Genomic DNA, 20,082 nt, shown 5'->3' on the forward strand with positions numbered 1-20,082 from the left:
CTCACATCGCGCCGGCGGCTGCGATCAGCAGGCCGCCGATGATCGCCGTGTTGGTTTTCCAGGTATTGATCGCGCTGTCGCGTGCCGTTCCCTGCATCTCCCAGAAATTCAGCAGCATGACGGTGGCGGCCAGCGTGAAGATGATGAGACCGAATGCCGCTGCCGCGACAAAAAGGCCGAGCATCAGCAGGATGCCGGCGACGATCTGGAATATGCTGCCCAAGACCAGCACCCATTTTGCAAAAGGGACGCCGCGGGTTTCGATCGCCTCGGTCAGCGGCACGATAACGAAAAAATGATGAATGCCGCCAGCGACATAGAGGCCACCCAGCAGCAGACGTCCGACGGCAAGCATCACGAAGGCCGGACCATCCTGCATATCGAACCATTCTCCCGCGTCTCAATTCTCCGTCGAGCGCAAGGCTCTTCCGAAGCTTACTAAAATGCAATGCGCCGCGCCGCCTGCCAGCGCAAATTCGCCCCAATTGAGGATGATGGAGGCGCAGGCGGCGGGGCTGGGGTAGCAGCGGCATGGCTTCATAGAGCTTATATGCCTCTCATGTTACGTCTTTCGAAATGATTCCCGCCAAGCTGGAAGTTGCAGCAGGGTACGAGATGTCGGGGCACGGCAATTTGGAAGAGATGGAAGAAACGGACGGGTTTTCTTTTCGCGGGCTTTTCAGGCGTTACAGAACCCCGCTGATGGCAGCCGCGTCACTGGTGGTCTTCTGCCTCGTCGGTTACGCGATTATGCAGCTTACCAACGAGGTGCGTTATGACGACGTCGTCGGTGCGCTGGCGGCGACCAGGCCGAGCGCGATCCTGCTTGCGCTGTTCTTCACGGCGCTCAGTTTCCTCTCGCTGATCTTCTACGATCTCAACGCCATCGAGTACATCGGCAAGAAGCTGCCCTTTCCGCATGTGGCGCTGACGGCGTTCAGCGCCTATGCCGTCGGCAATACTGCCGGTTTCGGCGCGCTTTCGGGCGGCGCGATCCGCTACCGCGCCTATACGCGCCTCGGGCTCTCGCCGGAGGATATCGGCCGAATCATCGCCTTCGTCACGCTGTCCTTCGGACTGGGTCTTGCGGGCGTCGCGGCGATCGCCCTCATCGTCATCGCCGACGAAATCGGCCCGCTCGTCGGCGTGAGCCCCTTCCTTCTGCGGCTGATCGCCGGTTCGATCGTCGCCATTCTGGGCGCGGTGATGATTATCGGCCGTGACGGGCGTGTGCTCGATCTTGGCCCCGTCGCAATCCGCTTGCCGGATTCGCGTACCTGGTCGCGCCAGTTCCTCGTGACCGCCTTCGATATCGCCGCCTCGGCGTCGGTGCTTTACGTGCTGCTGCCGCAGACGGCAATCGGCTGGCCGGTCTTCCTCGCCGTCTATGCGATCGCCGTCGGTCTCGGCGTGCTCAGCCATGTTCCGGCCGGGCTCGGCGTGTTCGAGACCGTGATCATCGCCTCGCTCGGCAGCGCGGTGAACATCGATGCCGTGCTCGGATCGCTGGTGCTCTACAGGCTGGTCTACCATGTGCTGCCGCTGTTGATCGCCGTGCTCGCGGTCTCGGCGGCGGAGCTGCGTCGTTTCGTCGACCATCCGGCCGCCTCCAGTATGCGACGTATCGGCGGGCGACTGATGCCGCAGCTGCTGTCGGCTCTCGCGCTGCTGCTCGGCGTCATGCTGGTGTTTTCGAGCGTCACGCCGACGCCGGACCAGAACCTCGAATTCCTCTCCAACTATCTGCCGCTGCCGATGGTCGAAGGGGCACATTTCCTCTCCAGCCTGCTGGGGCTGGCGCTCGTCGTCGCCGCGCGCGGCCTCGGCCAGCGGCTCGACGGCGCCTGGTGGGTGGCCGTGTTCTCGGCGCTTGCTGCGTTGACTTTGTCGCTGCTGAAGGCGATCGCGCTCGTCGAAGCCGCTTTTCTCGCCTTCCTCATCTTCGGGCTCTTCGTCAGCCGCCGGCTCTTTACCCGCCAGGCCTCGCTGCTCAACCAGGCGCTGACTGCGTCCTGGTTGATGGCGATCGCCGTGATCGTCGTCGGCGCCGTCGTCATCCTGCTCTTCGTCTATCGCGACGTCGAATACAGCAACCAGCTCTGGTGGCAGTTCGAATTTACGGCCGAAGCGCCGCGCGGGCTGCGCGCCGTACTCGGCATCACCATCATCTCGTCGGCGATCGCCGTCTTCAGCCTGCTCCGGCCGGCGAGCTTCCGGCCGGAGCAGGCGACGGACGAGGCGCTGGTGCGTGCCGTCGAGATCGTCATGAAGCAGGGCAACGCCGACGCCAATCTGGTGCGCATGGGCGACAAGAGCATCATGTTTTCGGAAAACGGCGACGCCTTCATCATGTATGGCCGGCAGGGCCGCTCCTGGATCGCGCTGTTCGATCCGGTCGGCGACCATCGCGCCGTGCAGGAACTCGTCTGGCGTTTCGTCGAAGCGGCGCGTGCCGCTGGCTGCCGGGCCGTGTTCTACCAGATATCGCCGGCGTTGCTGTCCCATTGCGCCGATGCCGGCCTTCGCGCCTTCAAGCTCGGGGAACTGGCGGTGGCCGATCTGAGGACCTTCGAGATGAAGGGCGGCAAATGGGCGAACCTTCGCCAGACGGCAAGCCGCGCCCAGCGCGACGGGCTGGAATTCGCCGTCGTCGAACCGCAGGACGTGTCTTCCGTCATCGATGAACTAGCCGCCGTTTCGACGGCCTGGCTCGAGCTTCACAATGCCAAGGAAAAGGGCTTCTCGCTCGGCGCCTTCGATTCCGATTATGTCTCCTCGCAGCCGGTCGGCATCCTGAAAAAGGACGGCAGGATCGTCGCCTTCGCCAATATCCTCGTGACCGAATCCAGACAGGAGGGCACGATCGATCTCATGCGCTTCTCGCCGGACGCGCCGAAAGGCTCGATGGATTTTCTCTTCGTGCAGATCATGGAATATCTGCGAGGGCAGGGTTTTACCCACTTCAATCTCGGCATGGCGCCGCTCTCCGGCATGTCGAAACGCGAGGCGGCGCCCGTCTGGGACCGCATCGGCAGCACCGTCTTCGAACACGGCGAGCGCTTCTATAACTTCAAAGGCCTTCGGGCATTCAAATCCAAGTTTCATCCGCACTGGCAACCGCGCTATCTTGCGGTCTCCGGAGGGGGCAATCCGATGATCGCGTTGATGGACGCGACATTTCTGATTGGGGGCGGATTGAAAGGGGTAGTGAGAAAATGATCAGGACAATCCTTCTTGCCACGGCATGCGCCTGCATGCTCGCGGCCGCACCGGCTGATGCCGCCGAGGAAACCACGCAAAGCTTCGAAACCGGGCTCATCCCGTCGCCGCACATCTTCCTGCCGGAAGGGGAGGTGAAGGGCACGGTGATGCTGATCTCGGATGCCGCCGGCTGGGGCGACTATGAGAAGGCCGAAGCCGACAGGTTGGTCGCCGAAGGCGCCGTCGTCATCGGCGTCGACTTTCCATCCTATATCCAGGCGCTCAGCCGGTACGACGTCAGCCTCAACGACGGCTGTGTCTACATGGTGTCGGACATCGAATCGCTCAGCCAGCAGGTGCAGCGCGCGACCGGCAACAACGCCTATCACCTGCCAATCGTCGCCGGCATCGGCGAGGGCGGGGCCTTGGCGCTGGCGATCGCCGCGCAAACGCCGGATGCGACGATCGGCCAGACACTTGCCGTTAATCCGGTCGCCGGCATTCCGCTTGCCCAGGCGCTTTGCACGCCGGCGTCCAAGCAAGTGGTCGGCGAACGCACCGTATATGGCCTCAGCGACGGCGTCCTGCCGGACCCGATCATTACCGTCTTCACGCCTGATGCCAACAAGGATGGCCGGGCGCATGCCGAGGCGCTGAAGAAGGCCCATGACGCGATCGAGATCCGCGACTCCACCGACGATGCGCAGACGGCGTTTGCCGATACGCTCGACGATCTCGTCACTGCCTCCGGCGCCTTCGGCAACCCGCTTGGCCTGCCGCTGGCTGTGCTCGAGGCGACCCCCGCCTTCGATACGATGGCGGTGATCTATTCTGGCGACGGCGGCTGGCGCGACATCGACAAGGAGGTCGGCGGCACGCTGCAGAAGGAAGGTATTCCGGTCGTTGGCGTCGATTCGCTCCACTATTTCTGGTCGGAGCGCAAGCCGGAGGAGACCGCCGCCGATCTTTCGAAGATCATCGATTTCTACCGCAAGCAGTGGAAGGTGAAGCATGTGCTGCTCGTCGGTTATTCCTTCGGTGCCGATGTCGTGCCCGCCACCTACCAGCTCCTCAAGCCAGCCGAAAAGTCGGCGGTGGCGCAATTGTCGCTGCTGTCGCTTTCGCACGAAGTCGACTACGTCATCTCCGTTCTCGGCTGGCTCGGCCAGAAGACGGAAGGCGCGGGAGGCGATCCCGTCGGCGATCTGAAGAATATCGATCCGAAGCTCGTGCAATGCATCTACGGCAAGGACGACGATGATGATGTCGCCTGTCCGGCGCTGAAAGATAGCGGCGCCGAGGTCATCGAACTGCCCGGCGATCATCACTTCGACGAGAATTACGACCTTCTCACGAAGACGATCATCGACGGCCTGAAGAGACGACTGCAGGACTAAAGCGCAGCGCGTCCGATAGGACGCTAAGGTCGCTTTAACACTTTGAAATCAGCGCATCAGCGTTTCTTCGTTCCAGCCGAGCGCGGTGAGTTCCGTGCCACGAAACCGCGCATCGTCGGCAACGATGAATTCGTCGAGTTGCGGCGGAGCGACGCTGGTGCCGGAGAGCATCGCATGCACCTGGCCGCGATGATGGGTCTGATGCTGGAAGAGGTGACCGATCACGTCTTCCATCCGCTCTTCTTGGATGCGGGCGCCGCGATGGAGGCTGATGGTCGAGGTGAGCCTCTGCGGCGTCAGGGCCTCGCAAAGTGCCACCAGGCGCTGATCGACCCTCGCCTGTGCTTCTGCCAGCGAGGAAACGTCATCGAATGGTTCGTCGGCCTCGAAGGCCTTGAGCCCGAGCGTTCCGCCTTCCAGGCCGTCGACATAGAACCAATCGACCGTGATGATGTGGTTCAAGGTTTCCTTGATCGAGGGGAAGAAGCTGGTGCGCGGCGCTTCGAATTCGCCGGGCTTCAATGTCGCGCAGGCTTGAAGCAGCCGGCGGTTGGCAAGGGCGTTGTTGTAGGCAAGTTTTCGGAATGGCCTGACAGGATCGAAGGTCGGCATCGGCGCATCTCCTCTTTAAGCGCTTTTGGCTACAGCGCCGCGCGCCTTTTGAGGCGCGCAAAAGACGCTGTAACACCTTGAATTGCTTGCATCAGTTCTTGTCATCGAGATCGCCGTCCCGCCAGACGAGATGACGTGGCGCAATGGGCAGGCTCTCGATTTCATCGGCGATGAAATAGGGCGGGATGTCGAGTGTGGTCAGGGCACTACGCGTTGCTGGCACCCATTTGAATTCGAGATAGTTGTCGCCGTCCTCGATCCGATGGATGATTTCGCCCGGCCGGAAGGGGAATTCCGCCGGGATGTCCATCAGATAATAGAGGCCGAGTTCATGCCAGTCGCGCTGTTCGTAGTGGAAAAAATTCTCGACGATCCACAGCAGGCGGAAGACAGTGACTTCGACGCCCAGTTCCTCCACCATCTCTCGTTTGAGCGTTTCCTCCGACGTCTCGCCGATTTCCGCCCTGCCGCCTGGAAAGGTCCAGAAGGGTTCATGCACGGCGCGATGAACGAGCACGTGGCCATCGCGAAAGCCGAGGCCGGCGATGCGATAGTTGAAACGCTCAGCGCCCGCATTCAGGCGGATGAGAGTGCGCTTGGTCATGCCATTCTTATCCAAGATCGATCACGACAATTTCCGGCGGCACGCCGAAGCGGACCGGTGCAATCGAGCAGCCGAGGCCACCGGAAACGATGATATTACGCCCCTCCTCGATCATATGGCCATAGGCGTAGCGATTGCCGTATCGCGAGGGCACGATCGGTGAACGGCCGAGGAGACGGATCTGTCCGCCATGGGTGTGGCCCGATAGCGTCAGCGAGACGCGCTCGGGCACGCGCGGAAAGATATCGGGTTCATGGGCAAGCAGGATGACGGGCGCATCGTCCGTCACCTGAGCCATCGTTCCATCGAGATCGTCGAGGCCGAGCATCTGCGTGCGGCCCCACTTCCGGCCCGGCAGCAGCGCCAGTTGATCCTCGAGGCCTGCCAGCCAAAAGCCGCGGCCATCCTTTTCGAGCCGAACGGCGCGGTTGCCATAGACCGGAATGCCCACGTCGGCGAGGGCTCGGTGTCCGAATGTTTCCATCCCGCCGTTCTTCTGAGCGGTCCTGTCCTCCCACCAATCGTGGTTACCCATGATCGCATGGACGCCGAGAGGGGCCTGCAAGGTGGCGAGCGCCTTCGACCATTGGCTCGAATGCACGTACTGCGTCACCATGTTCATGCCGGCGGCGTAATCGCCGAGCAGGACGGTGATGTCGCCTTCGAGTTCATTCGCCCTGTGGCAGATCGCGGCAATGCGGCTTGCCGACATCCAGGGTTCACAGGCATGGAGATCGGCGAGCGCGACGACGCGCAGCTTGAGCCCTGGCGTCCAGCCCGGCGGCGTCAGCTGGTAGTGGGTGATGGCGAGACGCGCGAGCGGTTCATAAGCGAAGGCATAACCACCGAGCGACATGACGCCTGCGACACTGCCGCCGAGAACCTTGAAAAATCCGCGGCGGGTGATCACTCAATTGTCCTCCTGGAACAGCCGGAACTGCGCAGCCTCCATATCCTTAGGTGGTTGCATTCCCAGATGTTTCCACGCGATTGCGGTCAGAACACGGCCGCGTGGCGTGCGCTGAATGAAACCCTGCTGGATCATGTAGGGCTCGATAATGTCCTCGATCGCGTCGCGCGGTTCGGAAAGGCCAGCGGCAATGGTTTCGATGCCGACCGGGCCGCCGCCGAAATTGACGGCGATCATGTTGAGGTAACGTTTGTCGAGCTGGTCAAAGCCGACATTGTCGACCAGCAGGCGGGTCAGCGCTTCGTCGGCGATCTCGCGGGTGACGGCTTCTGCCCTTGCCACCTCGGCAAAGTCGCGCACACGCCGCAACAGCCGGCCGGCGATGCGCGGGGTGCCACGGGCGCGTCTTGCGATCTCGCGGGCGCCCTCCTCGGTGATCGGCAGGTTCATCAGCCGCGCGCCACGGCGCACGATCAGTTCCAGCTCCTCGACTGTGTAGAAGCTCAGGCGCACCGGAATGCCAAAGCGGTCGCGCAGCGGCGTCGTCAACAGGCCAAGGCGGGTGGTGGCCGCCACCAGCGTGAATTTCGACAGGTCGATCTTCACCGAGCGAGCCGCAGGGCCTTCCCCGATGATGAGGTCGAGCTGGAAATCCTCCATGGCCGGATAGAGGATTTCCTCGACGGCGGGGTTGAGGCGATGGATCTCGTCGATGAAGAGCACGTCGCGCTCCTCGAGATTGGTGAGCAGGGCAGCGAGATCGCCGGCCTTGGCGATCACCGGGCCCGACGTCGAGCGGAAGTTGACGCCGAGCTCTTTGGCCATGATCTGCGCCAGCGTCGTCTTGCCGAGGCCTGGCGGACCGACGAAGAGCACATGGTCCAGCGCTTCGCCTCGGTTTTTCGCCGCCTCGATGAAGACCTTGAGATTGGCGCGCGCTACCGCCTGGCCGGTGAACTCGTCCAGCGATTGCGGGCGCAACGTGATATCAAGGTCTTCGCCCCGCTTTTCCGGCGATATCAGGCGGGCGGAGTCGCTCATGTCAAAAGTTCCATTCCAGGTATGGTTTTTGCGGCTTGGGCATCGAATGTCCTGGTTGTCACGCAGCCCGCATCACGATTACGAAGGGCGATGAAGACATCTGCAAATTCTGCATTTGTCCGCACCATGATTGCGAGCGTCTCCTCGACTACTCTTTCATCTTCAAGGATCAGGTCGGCCGAGTCCAACAAGTCCGAAATCGCCTCCATGATCTGTTCTCTCTTCAGCTTGATCCGTTGTCTCAAGAACCAGGCGCATTCCATCAGCGTGATGCAACTGATATAGCCGGGTGCCGTATCGGACAGGCTCGCGAAGAGCGTTGTGACCTTCTCCGTCTGGACGACATCGTCCTTCAGGAGGAAGCGCAGCATAATATTGGTGTCGAGGCCAATCATCTTGCACTAGTCGCGTGATCGGCGATGGCTTCCCCAATCGCCTCGTCCATTTCCGTCAAAGTGATCGTCGGTCGGTTCGGATCGTGAAACTTGCCTGCAAGGTCGATGGCGCGTTTGTTCTTGGCTTTCATGATGATTTCGCCATCGCGATGGATGTAGCGGATCCTGTCGCCGGACTTCAGATTCAGCAATTCACGAACTTCAGCCGGAATTGTTGTCTGGCCCTTCGATGTCATCGTACCGTAGTAGATATTCATGCGGATCTCCTTACCATTCAAGTTTAGTAAGGAATTGCGATATATTCAAGGAGATCACCGCGCCAGCTCTTTCAATCCCAGCCTGATCAGCTTGGCGCTGTCGGCGCCATCGCCCGCCGCCTTCATTGCCGCGGCAACCGCATTCGCGGCCTGGTCGCGGGAATAGCCGAGGTTGGTCAGTGCGGACACCGCATCGGCGACGGGTGCTGCCGCGACGCCTTCACCGAGTTCCTGCTTGAGAGCGATATTGATCGCTTCGCCGGCAAAGGCCGGCGCCCGGTTCTTGAGCTCGGTGACAAGACGCATCGCCACTTTCGGACCGACGCCCGGCGCACGCGAGACGGCGGCGCGGTCCTGCAGGGCGATCGCATTGGCGAGTTCGCCTGGCGTCAACGTCGAGAGCACGGCGAGCGCCACCTTGGCGCCGACGCCCTGGACGCTCTGGAGCAGGTTGAACCATTCCCGCTCCAGCGCGGTCATGAAGCCGAAGAGCCTCAGCTGGTCCTCACGCACATAGGTTTCGATAAACAGCACGCAGGCCTCGCCGGCCGAGCCGAGCTTGGACAGGGTGCGGGCCGAGCAATGGGCGACGTAGCAGACGCCGTGCACATCGACGAGCACATAGTCTTCGCCGATCTCGTCTATGGTGCCTTTCAGCTTGCCGATCATGGGTCGGGTCTCTCAGCAGATGGGAACAAGTCAAGTATAGATTAACCGGCCAGTGCCTGGCGCATCCGGTTGCTGCCGCGATTGTGCGCATGGCAGATGGCGATCGCCAAGGCGTCGGCGGCGTCGTCGCCCTTGAATTCGACTTTCGGCATCAGGATCTTCAACATCATATGGATCTGGTGCTTTTCGCCATGGCCGACACCGATGACGGCCTTCTTGACGGCGTTCGGGGCATATTCGGAGACCGGCAGCCCGGCACGTGCCGGCACCAGCATGGCGATGCCACGGGCCTGGCCAAGCTTCAGGGTTGCCACCGCATCCTTGTTGACGAAGGTCTGTTCGACGGCGGCTTCATCCGGCTTATAGCTGTGGACCATCTCCGCCAGGCCGTCGTGCAGCTGGCAGAGACGGGAGGCAAGGTCCATGTCTCCATCAGAGGTCACGGTTCCAGATGCCACAAACCGCAGGGAATTGCCTGATGTGTCGATCACTCCCCAGCCGGTGCGACGAAGCCCGGGATCGATGCCGACGATGCGAATCGTATTTTGCATGGTTCAACCTATAGCGATTGCGAAATAAGTGCCATCGATATGTGAACAAAACAAAAACGTTCCTGAATTTCGGCCCTGCCATTTACCGCGAATTAAAACAGATGCCTGAATTCTAGTCATCGAATACGAGAGGGGCTTCTTTTGGCAAAGAGTTAAGCCTCCGATGTTCTGTTTACAGGTCAGTAGATCAGGCATGCGCTGCGTGCCCGCGCTGGCAGGCGCGTTCAGAAGGGGTTCGTTGTACATGGCTCAGAGATTTCAGTCCCTGTCCTTCAAGGTCATCGTCACGTTCATTCTGATGACCGTGCTGTCCATCGCGGTCATCGATGTGCTTGCCTATTTCGCCAGCAGCCGCATTTCCGACGAGCAGGCGCTGAAGGCCAAGGAAAGTGTGCTGATTTTTCGCGGCGACATGCTGCAGGACCAGCTGACGCAGCTTGAAAACCAAGCAAATTCCATCGCGCGCATCGAGGCGCTGCAGATGTCGATCACCAATCTGAAGAGCGGCTGGAAGACCATCGAGAAGACCGCGGGCGATGCCCGCGCCGAACTGAAGAAGGTTTTCATAGCAGGCAACCCCAACCCCGCCGACCAGCGCGAGAAGCTCATCAAGCCGGAAGGGCCGAGCGGCTTTTATTATTCGAGCCACGAGAAGACGCAGGGCGAAGTCGCCCGCGACCTCGAGGATACCGCCTTCAGCGATCTGCTGATTGTCGATCTCGAGGGCACCGTTCTCTATTCCTATAAGAAGGAAGACGACTTCGCCGAGAACCTGAAGTCGGATGCCTGGAAGGGGACGGGCGCCGGCATCGCATTCGCCAAGGCGATCGAGAATACCGCCAAGGCGACCGATGATGCAGCGCCGACAGGCTTTTCCGGCCTTCGTGTCGATGCCGGCAGCGGCAAGTCGGCGATCTTTTATGCCGTGCCGATCGTCAAGCTTGGAGCGGCCAAGGGCGTCATTCTCTTCAAGGTGCGCGACGAGATCGTCACCGGCATCCTCGCCAAGGGCATCGTCCAGGGCAGCACGGCGCGGGCGGCGATCGTCTCCGGCGATGGCTCCGCCGTCGGCCTCGACGGAAGCGGCAAGCTTGCGACGCTCGATACGACGCCCTTCACCTTCATCAAGAGCGCGCTTGCCAGTTCGGCGATGACGGTTGCCGATTTCAGCCGGGCGGACGGCGCGGCCCGCGCCTATGTCCGCGGTATCGACTATCGCGGCGACCGTTTCCTCGTGGCCGAGAGCGTGCTTCTGAGCGAGCTCAATGCCGGCTCGATCGAGATCGCCACCCTGCTGACGATGATTGGCGTCGGCGTGCTCGTCGTCATGGCGATCGCGACCGGGCTCGTCACCAATTTCCTGTTTTCGCCGCTTGCGCGGCTTGCCGGCGTCACCCGCGATGTCGCCGACGGCAAGCTCGACAGCGAGATCGGCAGCCTGAACCGCAAGGACGAGATCGGCACGATGGCCAACGCGCTCGACCGCTTCCGCCACTCGCTGATCGAAAGCCGCGAGCTCGAAGCTGCCAGCGAAGAGACCCGCCTGCAGGCCGAGCACGACCGCCAGCAGAATCTGGCCGAGCGTGAGGCCGAGGCCAAGACGCTGCAGCAGGTGGTCGAGGCGATTGACGAGGGCCTGCATCATCTGGCGAACGGCGATCTCGCCTACCAGATCGATACGCGCTTCCCGAACGAGCTCGAAAGCCTGCGGGTCAATTTCAACGAGGCGCTGGCGACGCTCAGCGAAACCATGACGGCAATCGGCGGCAACTCCATGGCGGTGCGCGCCGGCTCCGAGGAGATGCGCACCGGCGCCGACGAGCTTGCCGGGCGCACCGAGCGCCAGGCCGGCTCGATCACCGAGACGGCAAATGCGATCAGCGCCATCACCCAGTCGGTCCGCCGGCAGATCGAGCGAGCCGAACAGGCCGAGCGCATCGCCCGCGACGCCAAGAAGGAGACGACGGGTTCCGGCCAGATCATGCGCGAGACGATCGCGGCGATGGAGGCAATCCAGGCCTCCTCGCGCCAGATCAACACGATCATCTCAGTCATTGACGACATCGCCTTCCAGACCAACCTCCTGGCCCTCAATGCCGGTGTTGAGGCAGCGCGCGCCGGTGAATCCGGCAAGGGTTTCGCCGTCGTCGCCATGGAAGTGCGCGAGCTGGCCCAGCGCTCATCGAGTGCGGCCAAGGAGATCTCCAGCCTGCTGCAGAAATCGACGCATGAGGTCGAAAGCGGCGTTACGCTTGTGGAAAAAGCGGGCGTTGCGCTGACGGGCATCGGCGCCCATGTCGAGGCGATCAATGGGCAGATCAACGAGATCATGGGTGCGACCCGCGAGGAGGCCAATACGCTGCGTGAGATCAATAGCGCCGTCGCAGAACTCGACACGATGACGCAACAGAACGCCTCGATGGTCGAGGAGACGACGGCGGCGATCCACCGGCTGGCGACGGAAGCCCTGGAAATGGACCGCCAGCTCGACAATTTCACGCTACCGCATAGCCATCACAAGCAGAGCGCCGAGGTGCATGTGCTGCGCCGTCAGCGGTAAGCCACACCTTTCCACATTGCATAAGGGTCGCGCTCGCGCGGCCTTTTTTGTTGCGTCCATGGTTTGGAATGGCGCCGGCGCAACCTACATAGACGGCATCGTCCAACTGCCCGGCAGGTTTCCCATGGTTCCCTTCTCCATACTCGACCTTTCCCCCGTTGCCGAAGGCAGCACCGTGCACCAGTCCCTCAAGGCCTCGGCGCGAATGGCTGTGAAGGCCGAGGAGTTCGGTTACAAGCGCTTCTGGCTTGCTGAACATCACGGCATGCCGGGGATCGCCAGCGCTGCCACATCAGTCGTCATCGGCCATGTCGGGGCCGCGACAAAGCGCATCCGCATCGGCTCCGGCGGCATCATGCTGCCCAATCACTCGCCGCTCGTCATCGCCGAGCAGTTCGGTACGCTGGAGGCACTCTTCCCCGGCCGTATCGATCTCGGCCTCGGGCGCGCGCCGGGAACCGACATGCGCACGGCACAGGCGCTGCGGCGCAACCTCGAGGCCGGTGCAAACAGCTTCCCGAACGACGTGGTGGAGCTGCAGCAACTCCTCGATACGCCGGTCGAGAACCAGGCGATCCTCGCAGTTCCCGGCAATGGTTCACATATCCCGATCTGGCTGCTCGGCTCCAGTCTCTACAGCGCCCAGCTCGCCGCCATGCTCGGGCTTCCCTATGCCTTCGCCTCGCATTTCGCCCCCGACATGCTGCTCGATGCGATCGCGATCTACCGTGACCGCTTCCAGCCCTCGGCGACGCTCGACAAGCCGCATGTGATGGTCGGCGTCATGGGGGCGGTGGCGGCGACGGACGAGGAGGCGCGCTACCATTTCACCTCCGCCCAGCAGCAATTCGTCAATCTGCGCCGCAATGTCCGCGGCCCGTTCCCACGTCCGGTGGCCGATATGGGGGATTTCTGGTCGCCGATGGAGAAGATGAATGTCGAACACACGCTCCGTTATGCCGTTGTAGGCTCGCCGAAGACGGCGGAGGCGAAACTGACTGAGTTTCTGCGGGAAACGCAGGCCGACGAGGTGATCATCTCGATGCCGATCCACGACATTGAGGCGCGGCTGACATCGGTGGAACTATTCGCAGGGCTGGGGAGCTTTATGCGAGCCGCCGCTTAGAACAGGATGATTTTAGGCTGGGTCGGCCTGTCCGAAAACCGCCCACACTTTTCGGCATCATGCTCTAGGATCTACGCAAGGCGCACTCTGACGGCGCCACCTTTCCGGTAAGAAAAAACCCGGCGTTGCAGCCGGGTTTTTATGTTTGACATCTGCCTGAGGAGATCAGGCCGAGAGCTTTGCCAGCACTTCTTCCGAGACTTCGAAGTTGGAATAGACGTTCTGCACGTCGTCATCGTCTTCCAGGCTGTCGATGAGCTTCATCAGTGACTGGGCTTTTTCCTCGTCCACCGGCACGTTGTTCTGGGCGCGCCAGACGGCCTTGACGGTTTCGGCTTCGCCGAGGCTCGATTCCAGCGCTTTCGCCACTTCGCCGAGGGCTTCGAAGCCGCAGGTGATGTAGTGGCCGTCTTCGTCGGTCTCGACGTCGTCGGCGCCAGCTTCGATTGCTGCTTCCATCACCTTGTCGGCATCGCCGACGGAAAGCTTGTAGGTGATTTCGCCGACATGGTCGAAGGAGAAGGAAACGGAACCGGTTTCGCCGAGAGCGCCGCCGGCCTTGGTGAAGCTCGAGCGGACGTTGGAGGCGGTGCGGTTGCGGTTGTCGGTCAGAGCCTCGACGATGATCGCCGTGCCACCGGGGCCGTAGCCCTCATAGCGGACTTCGTCATAATTTTCGCCGTCGGCGCCGGCTGCCTTCTTGATGGCGCGGTCGATATTGTCCTTCGGCATGGACTGGGCCTTGGCGTTCTGGATCGCCAGGCGAAGGCGGGCGTTCATCGTCGGGTCGGGCAGGCCGGCCTTGGCGGCAACGGTGATTTCGCGCGCAAGCTTGGAGAACATTTTCGACCGCACGGCATCCTGACGGCCTTTGCGGTGCATGATGTTTTTAAACTGTGAATGGCCAGCCATGGCACCCCTGTCCACGTCTCATTGTTCGGAATGGGCCGCCTTATAAGAGCGAAACGGCACCCGTTCAAGGAAAAAGCAGTTCGGAACAAAGGCGAGGGGATGGCGTTTCAATCGAACTCCATCCAACGGAAAGGAACGGTCATGGCAAGTCTCAGCGAGGCGCAGGAACATCCAGCACGTCAGCTCTGGGATCAGGTCAACGATGTCCATGCCGGCATGCTCGGAATTTCCGGACTGGATATGCACATGCAGCCGATGGCGCCGCATGCCGATCCCACCACCAACACCATCTGGTTCTACACCAAGACCGATGCCGACATCGTGCGCGCCATCAAGCCCGGCAGCCGCGCGCATTTCTGTGTCGTCGGTAAGGATCACGACTATCACGCCTGCCTCGCCGGTGTGATTGAGGTGCATCCTGACCCTTCCAAGATCGAGGAATATTGGAGCTCGATCGTCGCAGCCTGGTATGACGGCGGCAAGAAGGACCCCAAGCTCACCATGCTGTCCCTCCATGTCGACGATGCGGAGATCTGGGTTTCCACAGGCAACAAGCTGAAATTCGGCTGGGAGATCGCCAAGGCCAATCTCGACGATGACAAGATGCCGGATGTCGGAATCAAGCGTCACCTGCAGTTCGCTTGACGCGCAGTGCCCCTGCATAATTCCTTAAATCGGAATCGATTTAAGGATAAAATTATGCAGCAATTCAAAGTGCTACAGCGTCCTTTACGCGTCTGAAAAGACGCGCGGAGCTGTAGAAAGAAAACCGCCGGGCCTTTTACTGCACGCCCTTCAGCACATAGATCAGCGGCTTTTTCGGCAGAGTGCGCATGGAGACGGTGATACTGGCATCGGGCGCATTGCCGACGTCGAAATCCTTGCCGAACATCGAGACGAAGGCTTCGACTGGCGGGCCGCGTCGGTGCATCGGCAGGATCAACGACGAGCGTAGCCGCTTGATGACGCGGCTCATGCTGTCGGCGCCCATCGTCAGGCCACCGTCGACGGGGACCATGACGACGTCGAGGCGGCCGATCTCGGTATAATGGGCATCTGTCAGCTCGTAGTGCAGGTGGCCGAGATGGCCGATGCACAGGCCGGCGATCTCAAAGATAAATATGGAGTTGCCGTTCTCATGCGCGCCGCCGAGGCCGTAGCTGAAGCGGATATCCGTCGTAACGTTGCGGATATAGGCATCGCCGACGACGAGATTGATGTTGGCCTTTTCGCCCGGAATGTCGCTCCACCCATGCAGCACGTGCTTGATGCCGGGATCGGGGGTCAGGGTATAGTGGGTCGTGTGCGCTTTGTTCATGGTCACGACATCGGGCATCGTCGCCGGTCTGTACCAGCCATTATAGTCTGTCGCGATGACGATGCCGCCCGGGGTCTCGATCTCGAAGGTGGAATGGCCGAGGAAGGTCAGTTTGACGTCCTCGCCCTCGGAGACGGCAGGCATCAGCGGCAGGGCGCCGGAGAAACTTGCGAAGGTCACCTTGGGGATGGTTTGCGCGATCGCCTGGCACTGGCTGACCGGTGGCCGCTGCTCTTGTGCCCCGGCAAGATTGGGCGCGGCGAAGGCCGCAAGGCATGCGATAGCGAGGATAAGATACCGCGGCTTCATGCCACCCCTCCGGCGCTCTATCACCTTCAACCGGCGCATAACCCGGAAAATCGATACCGATTTTGGGGTTATACCCGAGTGGCGGGGAGGATGCGGCATGAGGCCGCAGGGGTCCAGACGGCGGGTCCTCACAATTGCGTGTTGGACGGCCGCCTGTCGCCTGTTACCGCCAGAACTCCGGCACCGTTTCGGCCAGCCGCGGTCCGAGCCGGAGCGGCGCGATCTTTTCTGCAAGTCCTGTCGTATCCGAGATCTCCACGCCGACGCCGCAGATCGTCGCCGGTCCGTTCGCGGCTTCCATGCGGCCCTTCGGCATCTTGGAGATGAAGCGGTTGAGCGGCTCCTCCTTGTCCATGCCGAGAGAGGAGTCGTAGTCGCCGCACATGCCGGCATCCGACATATAGGCGGTGCCGCCGTTCAGGATCTGTGCGTCGGCCGTCGGTACATGCGTGTGGGTGCCGACGACGAAGCTAGCGCGGCCGTCGACGAAATGGCCGAAACACTGCTTCTCGCTGGTCGCCTCGGCATGGAAATCGAAGATGATCGCATCGGCCTGCTCCTTCAGCGGGCAGGCGTCGAGGATGACCTCCGCCGATTTGAAGGGGTCGTCGAGTTCGGGATGCATGAAGACCCGGCCCATGACGTTGGCGACGAGCACGCGCGCGCCGTTTCTGGCATAGAAAAGGCCGGAGCCACGGCCGGGCGTGCCTTGGGGATAGTTGGCGGGACGCAGGAACTGATCGTGCCGACCGGCAAAAGCGACGGCTTCCTTCTGGTCCCAGACGTGGTTGCCTGTCGTCACCACATCGGCGCCGGCATTGATCGTTTCCAGAAAGATGTCCTCAGTGATGCCGAAGCCGCCGGCGGCATTCTCGCCGTTGACGATGACGAAATCGAGCTTGAGGTCGGAAACCAGGCCGGGAAGACGGTCCCAGACCGCCGTGCGTCCCGTCTTGCCGACCATGTCACCCAGAAAAAGCAGCCGCATTCCCTATCCAATCCAAGAGGCAAAAAAGCGAAGGCCGCTTTCTGTCAGGATGGCATCCAGGCTTATGTCGTGCGGCTCAGCGGGCACATGTGCCACTTCCTGGCAGTCGAATGCAATGCCGATCAGCTTCGGATGCAGGCCTTTTTGCCTCAGCCGGCTGATGGCGCGGTCGTAGTGGCCGGCGCCGTAGCCGATGCGGTGGCCGCTGATATCGAAGGCCGAAAGCGGCACCAGCATAATCTCGGGATCAAGAATGGCGGCATCTGCGCCGGGGCCGACCGTGCCGAAACCGGTGTCGACGAGGGGCGCACCTTCCGCCAGCTCGCGAAAGACGATGGTCTGCCGGTCGAGGATCGCCGGCACGCAGAGCCGCGCCCCACGCACGGCAAAGCGCGCCATCAGCGGCCTGAGATCGGCTTCCGAACGGATCGGTAGGAAGCCGGAGACGATCGTACCCAGCGCAAAACCGACGGCCTCGCCGGCATGTTCGGCCATTGCGAGGCTTTTGGAGGCGCGTTTCTCGGCGGGGATGGCGTCGCGTGCGGACAGCCGTTCGTTGCGCAGCTGCGCTTTCAATTCTTTCGCGGTCATTCGATCTGCCGGGTCTGAGAGATTTACCCGAGCATAGACGGCTGGATGTCCGATGCAAATGCCGGATGCGACGGTATCACGCGCGTTTCACGCCTCGTCGGCTGGCGGCTGCGGATCGTCAGACGACGATGCTTGTCGGTATTATCGTGGCGCCGATGGAGAAGCCTGCCATATCAGGAACGGCATTGGCTCCGGCCTGCCGGTCTTGCTGCCGCAACTCGCGCATCGCCTTTTCGAGCACTTGCTTGAGTTCGCGCACCACCGCCTTGAACTCTTCCATCGTTTCGCGATCATCGGCCGAAATGCCCGAAAATTTCGGGGCATCCTCAGCGACGCTCGCATAGGCGTTGCGGGCGTTGGTGGCGGCGTCCGGTTCCTGCGAGCCGGTCTCGCCGGCCGCAGTTTCTCCTGCGGTATCCGTCAGCGCAGCATCAGCCCCGCTGGTTGCGACGGCCGCAGCACCCGTGGCCGCATCCATCGAAACCGCTGTTGCCGGGCTGCCGGTCGCGACAGCCGATGCGAATTCGGAGGCGGCGGTGCCGACCTTGCGCGCCAGTTCGGCGGCCAGACGGGCGACCACCTCAGGAGCCATGTTGGAGCTGCGCAGCATCTCCAATTGCTGTGTTGCTTCTTCGAGCTTGCGTTGCGCCTTCGCCTTGGCCTCGTCTCCCGAGTTCGCCAAGGTCTGGCGCATCTGCTGCAGCGCCTGGGTGGCGCGCTGCAGCTTCAGCACGCCTTGATCGGTCTCGCTTCCAGCAGCTGAAATGGCTGCCGTCGATGACGTGCCGCGCAAGATGATGGAGGCAGACGTGGTTGCGACCTGCATGGACAATCCCCCGATTTTTAATTCGGGCCCCCGATTGCAATTTAGACGCATTCTGCAACGTCAGACTTGCGTGGACCTGTGTCTTGGGGATTTCGGCAGCGCAGCGGCCAGCTGCTGCATCGTCTCCTCGAATAGGGGCGCTCCGCCGGGTGCCCAGCCGAGCGTGCGGATTTTCGCAGTGCTCATGGGATTGAGCGCAGCGTCATCGGCAGGGGCCGGCAGCGTGTGCCGACAGCCCGTCTCGCGGCGGATGGGCGAAAGGATATCGCGCGTGTCGACTGAAATGTCCGAGACGTTGAAGACCTCGCCGGAGATGCGGGTGCTTTCCGTCTCCAGCATGAGCCTTACCGCCCGACCGAGGTCGCGGCCGTGAACTTCCGTTCCCCGACGGGCAAGAACCGGCCGGCCGGCGAGGTAATCGGCGATGAGGCCGTCCCATTTGTTCGGCGAGAGATCGCCATAGACGCCGGTTGCCCTCAGGCTTACGCCGGCAAAACCCGGCGTGGAGAGGTGGTCAAGCGCGCGTTCGGCATCGAGCTTGACCTGGCCGTAAAGTGTTTCTGGCTTGGCCAGCATCGTCTCCGTCAGTTCGGTTCCCTCGGGATGATCGCCATAGGCGGCGCGGCTGGACAGCAAGACGCAGCGGCGCGTGCCGGCGCGTTTGGCGGCTTCGAAAAGCCGGACGGTGCCGTCGAGGTTCAACCTGTGGAAGGTCTTCGGATCGTCGCCCTCGCCGCCACGATACTTGCCCGGAACATGGCTGAAGGCGGCGTGCACGAAGAAGTAGGCGTCGTCGAAGACGTCGATCTGATCCTTGTCGGGATCGAGCGAAAGCGCTGCGAACTCGACCGGGCGGGAGAAGAGGCGGGGCAGCGGCGCGCGGCGCCCGCCGACGATCACCTGATATCCGGCGGCCAGCAGTTCCTCGACGACATACCGGCCGACGAGACCCGTTCCACCCGATACCAGTACCTTCATGCTGCCCCTTCCGGATTGTCCAGCGCCGTGATCTCAGGCACATCGCCGCCATCGTGGAAACGGTGCCACAGATCGATCAAAGGTTGTAGTCGCGCTGCCTTGGGATGATCCTTTTCCCACGGTTTTTCATACTGGTAATGCAGGATCGAAATGCTCTTCCAGTCCCAAAGCTCCGGCATGGTGAACCATACATATTGCAGCATGTTGAAATAAACCGGCAGGCCGTGCCAATCCGGGAAGAACGTCTCGAGAAAGGTCTGATCGGTGCGCCGCCAGAAGGCGTCCCGCCTGTCGAGCCTTTCGAGCATGTGCCGGAATGTGTCATGCGAGGGCGTCGCGACGAAGACACCGGAATTCATGCGGCGGAAGTCGGCGAGGCTTTCGTAGACATTGGGGGCGGCTGACAATTCCGGATAGAGGAATAGCCTGTCGACGTTTTTCAACACGAGGGCGTCGGCGTCGATGAAGACGCAGCGCTGGTATTCGACGAGCTGCCAGAGCCTGAGCTTGCAGAAGTTGTCGAGCGGCGAATGGAAATCCGGTTTGCGACCCTTGGTGAAAGGAGCTGTCGAATGGAGCTGGCCACGCGCATGGCGTTCGTTGAAGGCGGCAGACAGCGGCAGGTGCTCGACCGCGATCAGGCGGCAGTCGAGTGCTTTCAGGGGCAAAAGGGCGGCCGCATCGACGCCGCCGGTGTGGAGAATGACGATGTCAGCCCCGGTGCCGGTTCGGCGCAAGGAGCGGGCAAGCGCGGTTGCGCCCATGGCGTAGTCGGCATTGGTGACGAGTGTGACATAAGCGAAACGGGCGGGGATGCCGCTGGCGCTCGTCATATTG

Annotated in this window: 21 protein-coding genes; 5 read left to right on the top strand and 16 right to left on the bottom strand. The window is 61.7% G+C overall.

The window, feature by feature from the left end; translation table 11 throughout:
* Window position 1 precedes the first annotated feature (1 nt).
* A complete protein-coding gene (locus BS629_RS12430) occupies window positions 2-379 on the bottom strand; it encodes a DoxX family protein (protein ID WP_018243458.1) in 378 nt (125 codons plus the stop codon).
* Between the two features lie 236 nt (window positions 380-615).
* Between BS629_RS12430 and mprF the strand changes: the two genes are divergently transcribed.
* The gene (gene mprF / locus BS629_RS12435; protein ID WP_018243457.1) at window positions 616-3,219 is read left to right on the top strand and encodes a bifunctional lysylphosphatidylglycerol flippase/synthetase MprF; all 2,604 of its coding nucleotides are present in this window, start codon (window positions 616-618) and stop codon (window positions 3,217-3,219) included.
* Window positions 3,216-4,598 (top strand): virulence factor family protein, encoded by a 1,383-nt coding sequence (locus BS629_RS12440; protein WP_018243456.1) that lies wholly within the window; start codon window positions 3,216-3,218, stop codon window positions 4,596-4,598. Before mprF ends, BS629_RS12440 begins: the two co-directional genes overlap by 4 nt.
* A gap of 48 nt (window positions 4,599-4,646) precedes the next feature.
* On the opposite strand, the gene BS629_RS12445 is transcribed toward BS629_RS12440, so the two are convergent.
* From BS629_RS12445 to ruvC, 8 genes are all read right to left on the bottom strand, one after another.
* Window positions 4,647-5,210: a DinB family protein gene (locus BS629_RS12445; protein ID WP_018243455.1), complete on the bottom strand. Its 564-nt coding sequence runs from the start codon at window positions 5,208-5,210 to the stop codon at window positions 4,647-4,649.
* Between the two features lie 91 nt (window positions 5,211-5,301).
* Complete coding sequence (locus BS629_RS12450; RefSeq protein ID WP_018243454.1) at window positions 5,302-5,814, bottom strand: NUDIX hydrolase; 513 nt, start codon at window positions 5,812-5,814, stop codon at window positions 5,302-5,304.
* 7 nt (window positions 5,815-5,821) lie between these two features.
* The gene (locus BS629_RS12455) at window positions 5,822-6,724 is read right to left on the bottom strand and encodes a metallophosphoesterase (RefSeq protein ID WP_018243453.1); all 903 of its coding nucleotides are present in this window, start codon (window positions 6,722-6,724) and stop codon (window positions 5,822-5,824) included.
* A complete protein-coding gene (gene ruvB, locus BS629_RS12460; RefSeq protein ID WP_018243452.1) occupies window positions 6,725-7,765 on the bottom strand; it encodes a Holliday junction branch migration DNA helicase RuvB in 1,041 nt (346 codons plus the stop codon).
* A complete protein-coding gene (locus BS629_RS12465; protein ID WP_017968120.1) occupies window positions 7,762-8,160 on the bottom strand; it encodes a type II toxin-antitoxin system VapC family toxin in 399 nt (132 codons plus the stop codon). The genes ruvB and BS629_RS12465 overlap by 4 nt, the downstream gene beginning before the upstream one ends.
* Window positions 8,157-8,417 carry an AbrB/MazE/SpoVT family DNA-binding domain-containing protein gene (locus tag BS629_RS12470; protein WP_018243451.1) on the bottom strand — a complete coding sequence of 87 codons (261 nt, stop codon included), beginning with the start codon at window positions 8,415-8,417 and terminating at the stop codon, window positions 8,157-8,159. Before BS629_RS12470 ends, BS629_RS12465 begins: the two co-directional genes overlap by 4 nt.
* 54 nt (window positions 8,418-8,471) lie before the next feature.
* Entirely contained in the window at window positions 8,472-9,086 is a 615-nt protein-coding gene (gene ruvA, locus BS629_RS12475) for a Holliday junction branch migration protein RuvA (RefSeq protein WP_018243450.1), read from the bottom strand.
* 41 nt (window positions 9,087-9,127) lie between these two features.
* Entirely contained in the window at window positions 9,128-9,637 is a 510-nt protein-coding gene (gene ruvC, locus BS629_RS12480) for a crossover junction endodeoxyribonuclease RuvC (RefSeq protein WP_018243449.1), read from the bottom strand.
* Window positions 9,638-9,881: 244 nt separating this feature from the next.
* Between ruvC and BS629_RS12485 the strand changes: the two genes are divergently transcribed.
* Together BS629_RS12485 and BS629_RS12490 are read left to right on the top strand one after the other, a co-directional pair.
* On the top strand, window positions 9,882-12,197 hold the full coding sequence (locus tag BS629_RS12485) for a methyl-accepting chemotaxis protein (RefSeq protein WP_020493406.1): 2,316 nt from the start codon (window positions 9,882-9,884) through the stop codon (window positions 12,195-12,197).
* 124 nt (window positions 12,198-12,321) lie between these two features.
* Entirely contained in the window at window positions 12,322-13,323 is a 1,002-nt protein-coding gene (locus BS629_RS12490; RefSeq protein WP_018445920.1) for an LLM class flavin-dependent oxidoreductase, read from the top strand.
* A 165-nt stretch (window positions 13,324-13,488) separates the two neighbouring features.
* On the opposite strand, the gene BS629_RS12495 is transcribed toward BS629_RS12490, so the two are convergent.
* On the bottom strand, window positions 13,489-14,235 hold the full coding sequence (locus BS629_RS12495; protein WP_018243446.1) for a YebC/PmpR family DNA-binding transcriptional regulator: 747 nt from the start codon (window positions 14,233-14,235) through the stop codon (window positions 13,489-13,491).
* A 141-nt stretch (window positions 14,236-14,376) separates the two neighbouring features.
* On the opposite strand from BS629_RS12495, the gene BS629_RS12500 reads away from it, so the two are divergent.
* On the top strand, window positions 14,377-14,880 hold the full coding sequence (locus BS629_RS12500; RefSeq protein ID WP_018445919.1) for a pyridoxamine 5'-phosphate oxidase family protein: 504 nt from the start codon (window positions 14,377-14,379) through the stop codon (window positions 14,878-14,880).
* Window positions 14,881-15,016: 136 nt separating this feature from the next.
* Here BS629_RS12500 and BS629_RS12505 read toward each other — a convergent pair whose 3' ends face one another.
* The 6 genes from BS629_RS12505 to BS629_RS12530 form a co-directional block, all read right to left on the bottom strand.
* Window positions 15,017-15,862, bottom strand: a complete 846-nt coding sequence (locus BS629_RS12505; protein WP_018243444.1) for an MBL fold metallo-hydrolase — start codon at window positions 15,860-15,862, stop codon at window positions 15,017-15,019.
* Window positions 15,863-16,025: 163 nt separating this feature from the next.
* Complete coding sequence (locus BS629_RS12510) at window positions 16,026-16,850, bottom strand: TIGR00282 family metallophosphoesterase (protein WP_011653409.1); 825 nt, start codon at window positions 16,848-16,850, stop codon at window positions 16,026-16,028.
* A gap of 3 nt (window positions 16,851-16,853) precedes the next feature.
* On the bottom strand, window positions 16,854-17,441 hold the full coding sequence (locus BS629_RS12515) for a 5-formyltetrahydrofolate cyclo-ligase (protein WP_018243443.1): 588 nt from the start codon (window positions 17,439-17,441) through the stop codon (window positions 16,854-16,856).
* A 118-nt stretch (window positions 17,442-17,559) separates the two neighbouring features.
* The gene (locus BS629_RS12520) at window positions 17,560-18,267 is read right to left on the bottom strand and encodes a hypothetical protein (protein ID WP_018243442.1); all 708 of its coding nucleotides are present in this window, start codon (window positions 18,265-18,267) and stop codon (window positions 17,560-17,562) included.
* Between the two features lie 60 nt (window positions 18,268-18,327).
* On the bottom strand, window positions 18,328-19,245 hold the full coding sequence (locus BS629_RS12525; RefSeq protein WP_018243441.1) for an NAD-dependent epimerase/dehydratase family protein: 918 nt from the start codon (window positions 19,243-19,245) through the stop codon (window positions 18,328-18,330).
* Window positions 19,242-20,078: a glycosyltransferase gene (locus BS629_RS12530; RefSeq protein WP_018243440.1), complete on the bottom strand. Its 837-nt coding sequence runs from the start codon at window positions 20,076-20,078 to the stop codon at window positions 19,242-19,244. The genes BS629_RS12525 and BS629_RS12530 overlap by 4 nt, the downstream gene beginning before the upstream one ends.
* Window positions 20,079-20,082 lie beyond the last annotated feature (4 nt).

It is taken from the genome of Rhizobium leguminosarum bv. viciae USDA 2370 (genome assembly GCF_002008365.1).
Taxonomy (GTDB): Bacteria; Pseudomonadota; Alphaproteobacteria; order Rhizobiales; family Rhizobiaceae; genus Rhizobium; species Rhizobium leguminosarum.

What these genes read in the sequence shown, in the direction of transcription:
- BS629_RS12430 (WP_018243458.1), bottom strand. Translation starts at nt 379, where the DNA reads ATGCAGGATGGTCCGGCCTTCGTGATGCTTGCCGTCGGACGTCTGCTG.
- mprF (WP_018243457.1), top strand. Translation starts at nt 616, where the DNA reads ATGTCGGGGCACGGCAATTTGGAAGAGATGGAAGAAACGGACGGGTTT.
- BS629_RS12440 (WP_018243456.1), top strand. Translation starts at nt 3,216, where the DNA reads ATGATCAGGACAATCCTTCTTGCCACGGCATGCGCCTGCATGCTCGCG.
- BS629_RS12445 (WP_018243455.1), bottom strand. Translation starts at nt 5,210, where the DNA reads ATGCCGACCTTCGATCCTGTCAGGCCATTCCGAAAACTTGCCTACAAC.
- BS629_RS12450 (WP_018243454.1), bottom strand. Translation starts at nt 5,814, where the DNA reads ATGACCAAGCGCACTCTCATCCGCCTGAATGCGGGCGCTGAGCGTTTC.
- ruvB (WP_018243452.1), bottom strand. Translation starts at nt 7,765, where the DNA reads ATGAGCGACTCCGCCCGCCTGATATCGCCGGAAAAGCGGGGCGAAGAC.
- BS629_RS12465 (WP_017968120.1), bottom strand. Translation starts at nt 8,160, where the DNA reads ATGATTGGCCTCGACACCAATATTATGCTGCGCTTCCTCCTGAAGGAC.
- BS629_RS12470 (WP_018243451.1), bottom strand. Translation starts at nt 8,417, where the DNA reads ATGAATATCTACTACGGTACGATGACATCGAAGGGCCAGACAACAATT.
- ruvA (WP_018243450.1), bottom strand. Translation starts at nt 9,086, where the DNA reads ATGATCGGCAAGCTGAAAGGCACCATAGACGAGATCGGCGAAGACTAT.
- ruvC (WP_018243449.1), bottom strand. Translation starts at nt 9,637, where the DNA reads ATGCAAAATACGATTCGCATCGTCGGCATCGATCCCGGGCTTCGTCGC.
- BS629_RS12485 (WP_020493406.1), top strand. Translation starts at nt 9,882, where the DNA reads ATGGCTCAGAGATTTCAGTCCCTGTCCTTCAAGGTCATCGTCACGTTC.
- BS629_RS12490 (WP_018445920.1), top strand. Translation starts at nt 12,322, where the DNA reads ATGGTTCCCTTCTCCATACTCGACCTTTCCCCCGTTGCCGAAGGCAGC.
- BS629_RS12495 (WP_018243446.1), bottom strand. Translation starts at nt 14,235, where the DNA reads ATGGCTGGCCATTCACAGTTTAAAAACATCATGCACCGCAAAGGCCGT.
- BS629_RS12500 (WP_018445919.1), top strand. Translation starts at nt 14,377, where the DNA reads ATGGCAAGTCTCAGCGAGGCGCAGGAACATCCAGCACGTCAGCTCTGG.
- BS629_RS12505 (WP_018243444.1), bottom strand. Translation starts at nt 15,862, where the DNA reads ATGAAGCCGCGGTATCTTATCCTCGCTATCGCATGCCTTGCGGCCTTC.
- BS629_RS12510 (WP_011653409.1), bottom strand. Translation starts at nt 16,850, where the DNA reads ATGCGGCTGCTTTTTCTGGGTGACATGGTCGGCAAGACGGGACGCACG.
- BS629_RS12515 (WP_018243443.1), bottom strand. Translation starts at nt 17,441, where the DNA reads ATGACCGCGAAAGAATTGAAAGCGCAGCTGCGCAACGAACGGCTGTCC.
- BS629_RS12520 (WP_018243442.1), bottom strand. Translation starts at nt 18,267, where the DNA reads ATGCAGGTCGCAACCACGTCTGCCTCCATCATCTTGCGCGGCACGTCA.
- BS629_RS12525 (WP_018243441.1), bottom strand. Translation starts at nt 19,245, where the DNA reads ATGAAGGTACTGGTATCGGGTGGAACGGGTCTCGTCGGCCGGTATGTC.
- BS629_RS12530 (WP_018243440.1), bottom strand. Translation starts at nt 20,078, where the DNA reads ATGACGAGCGCCAGCGGCATCCCCGCCCGTTTCGCTTATGTCACACTC.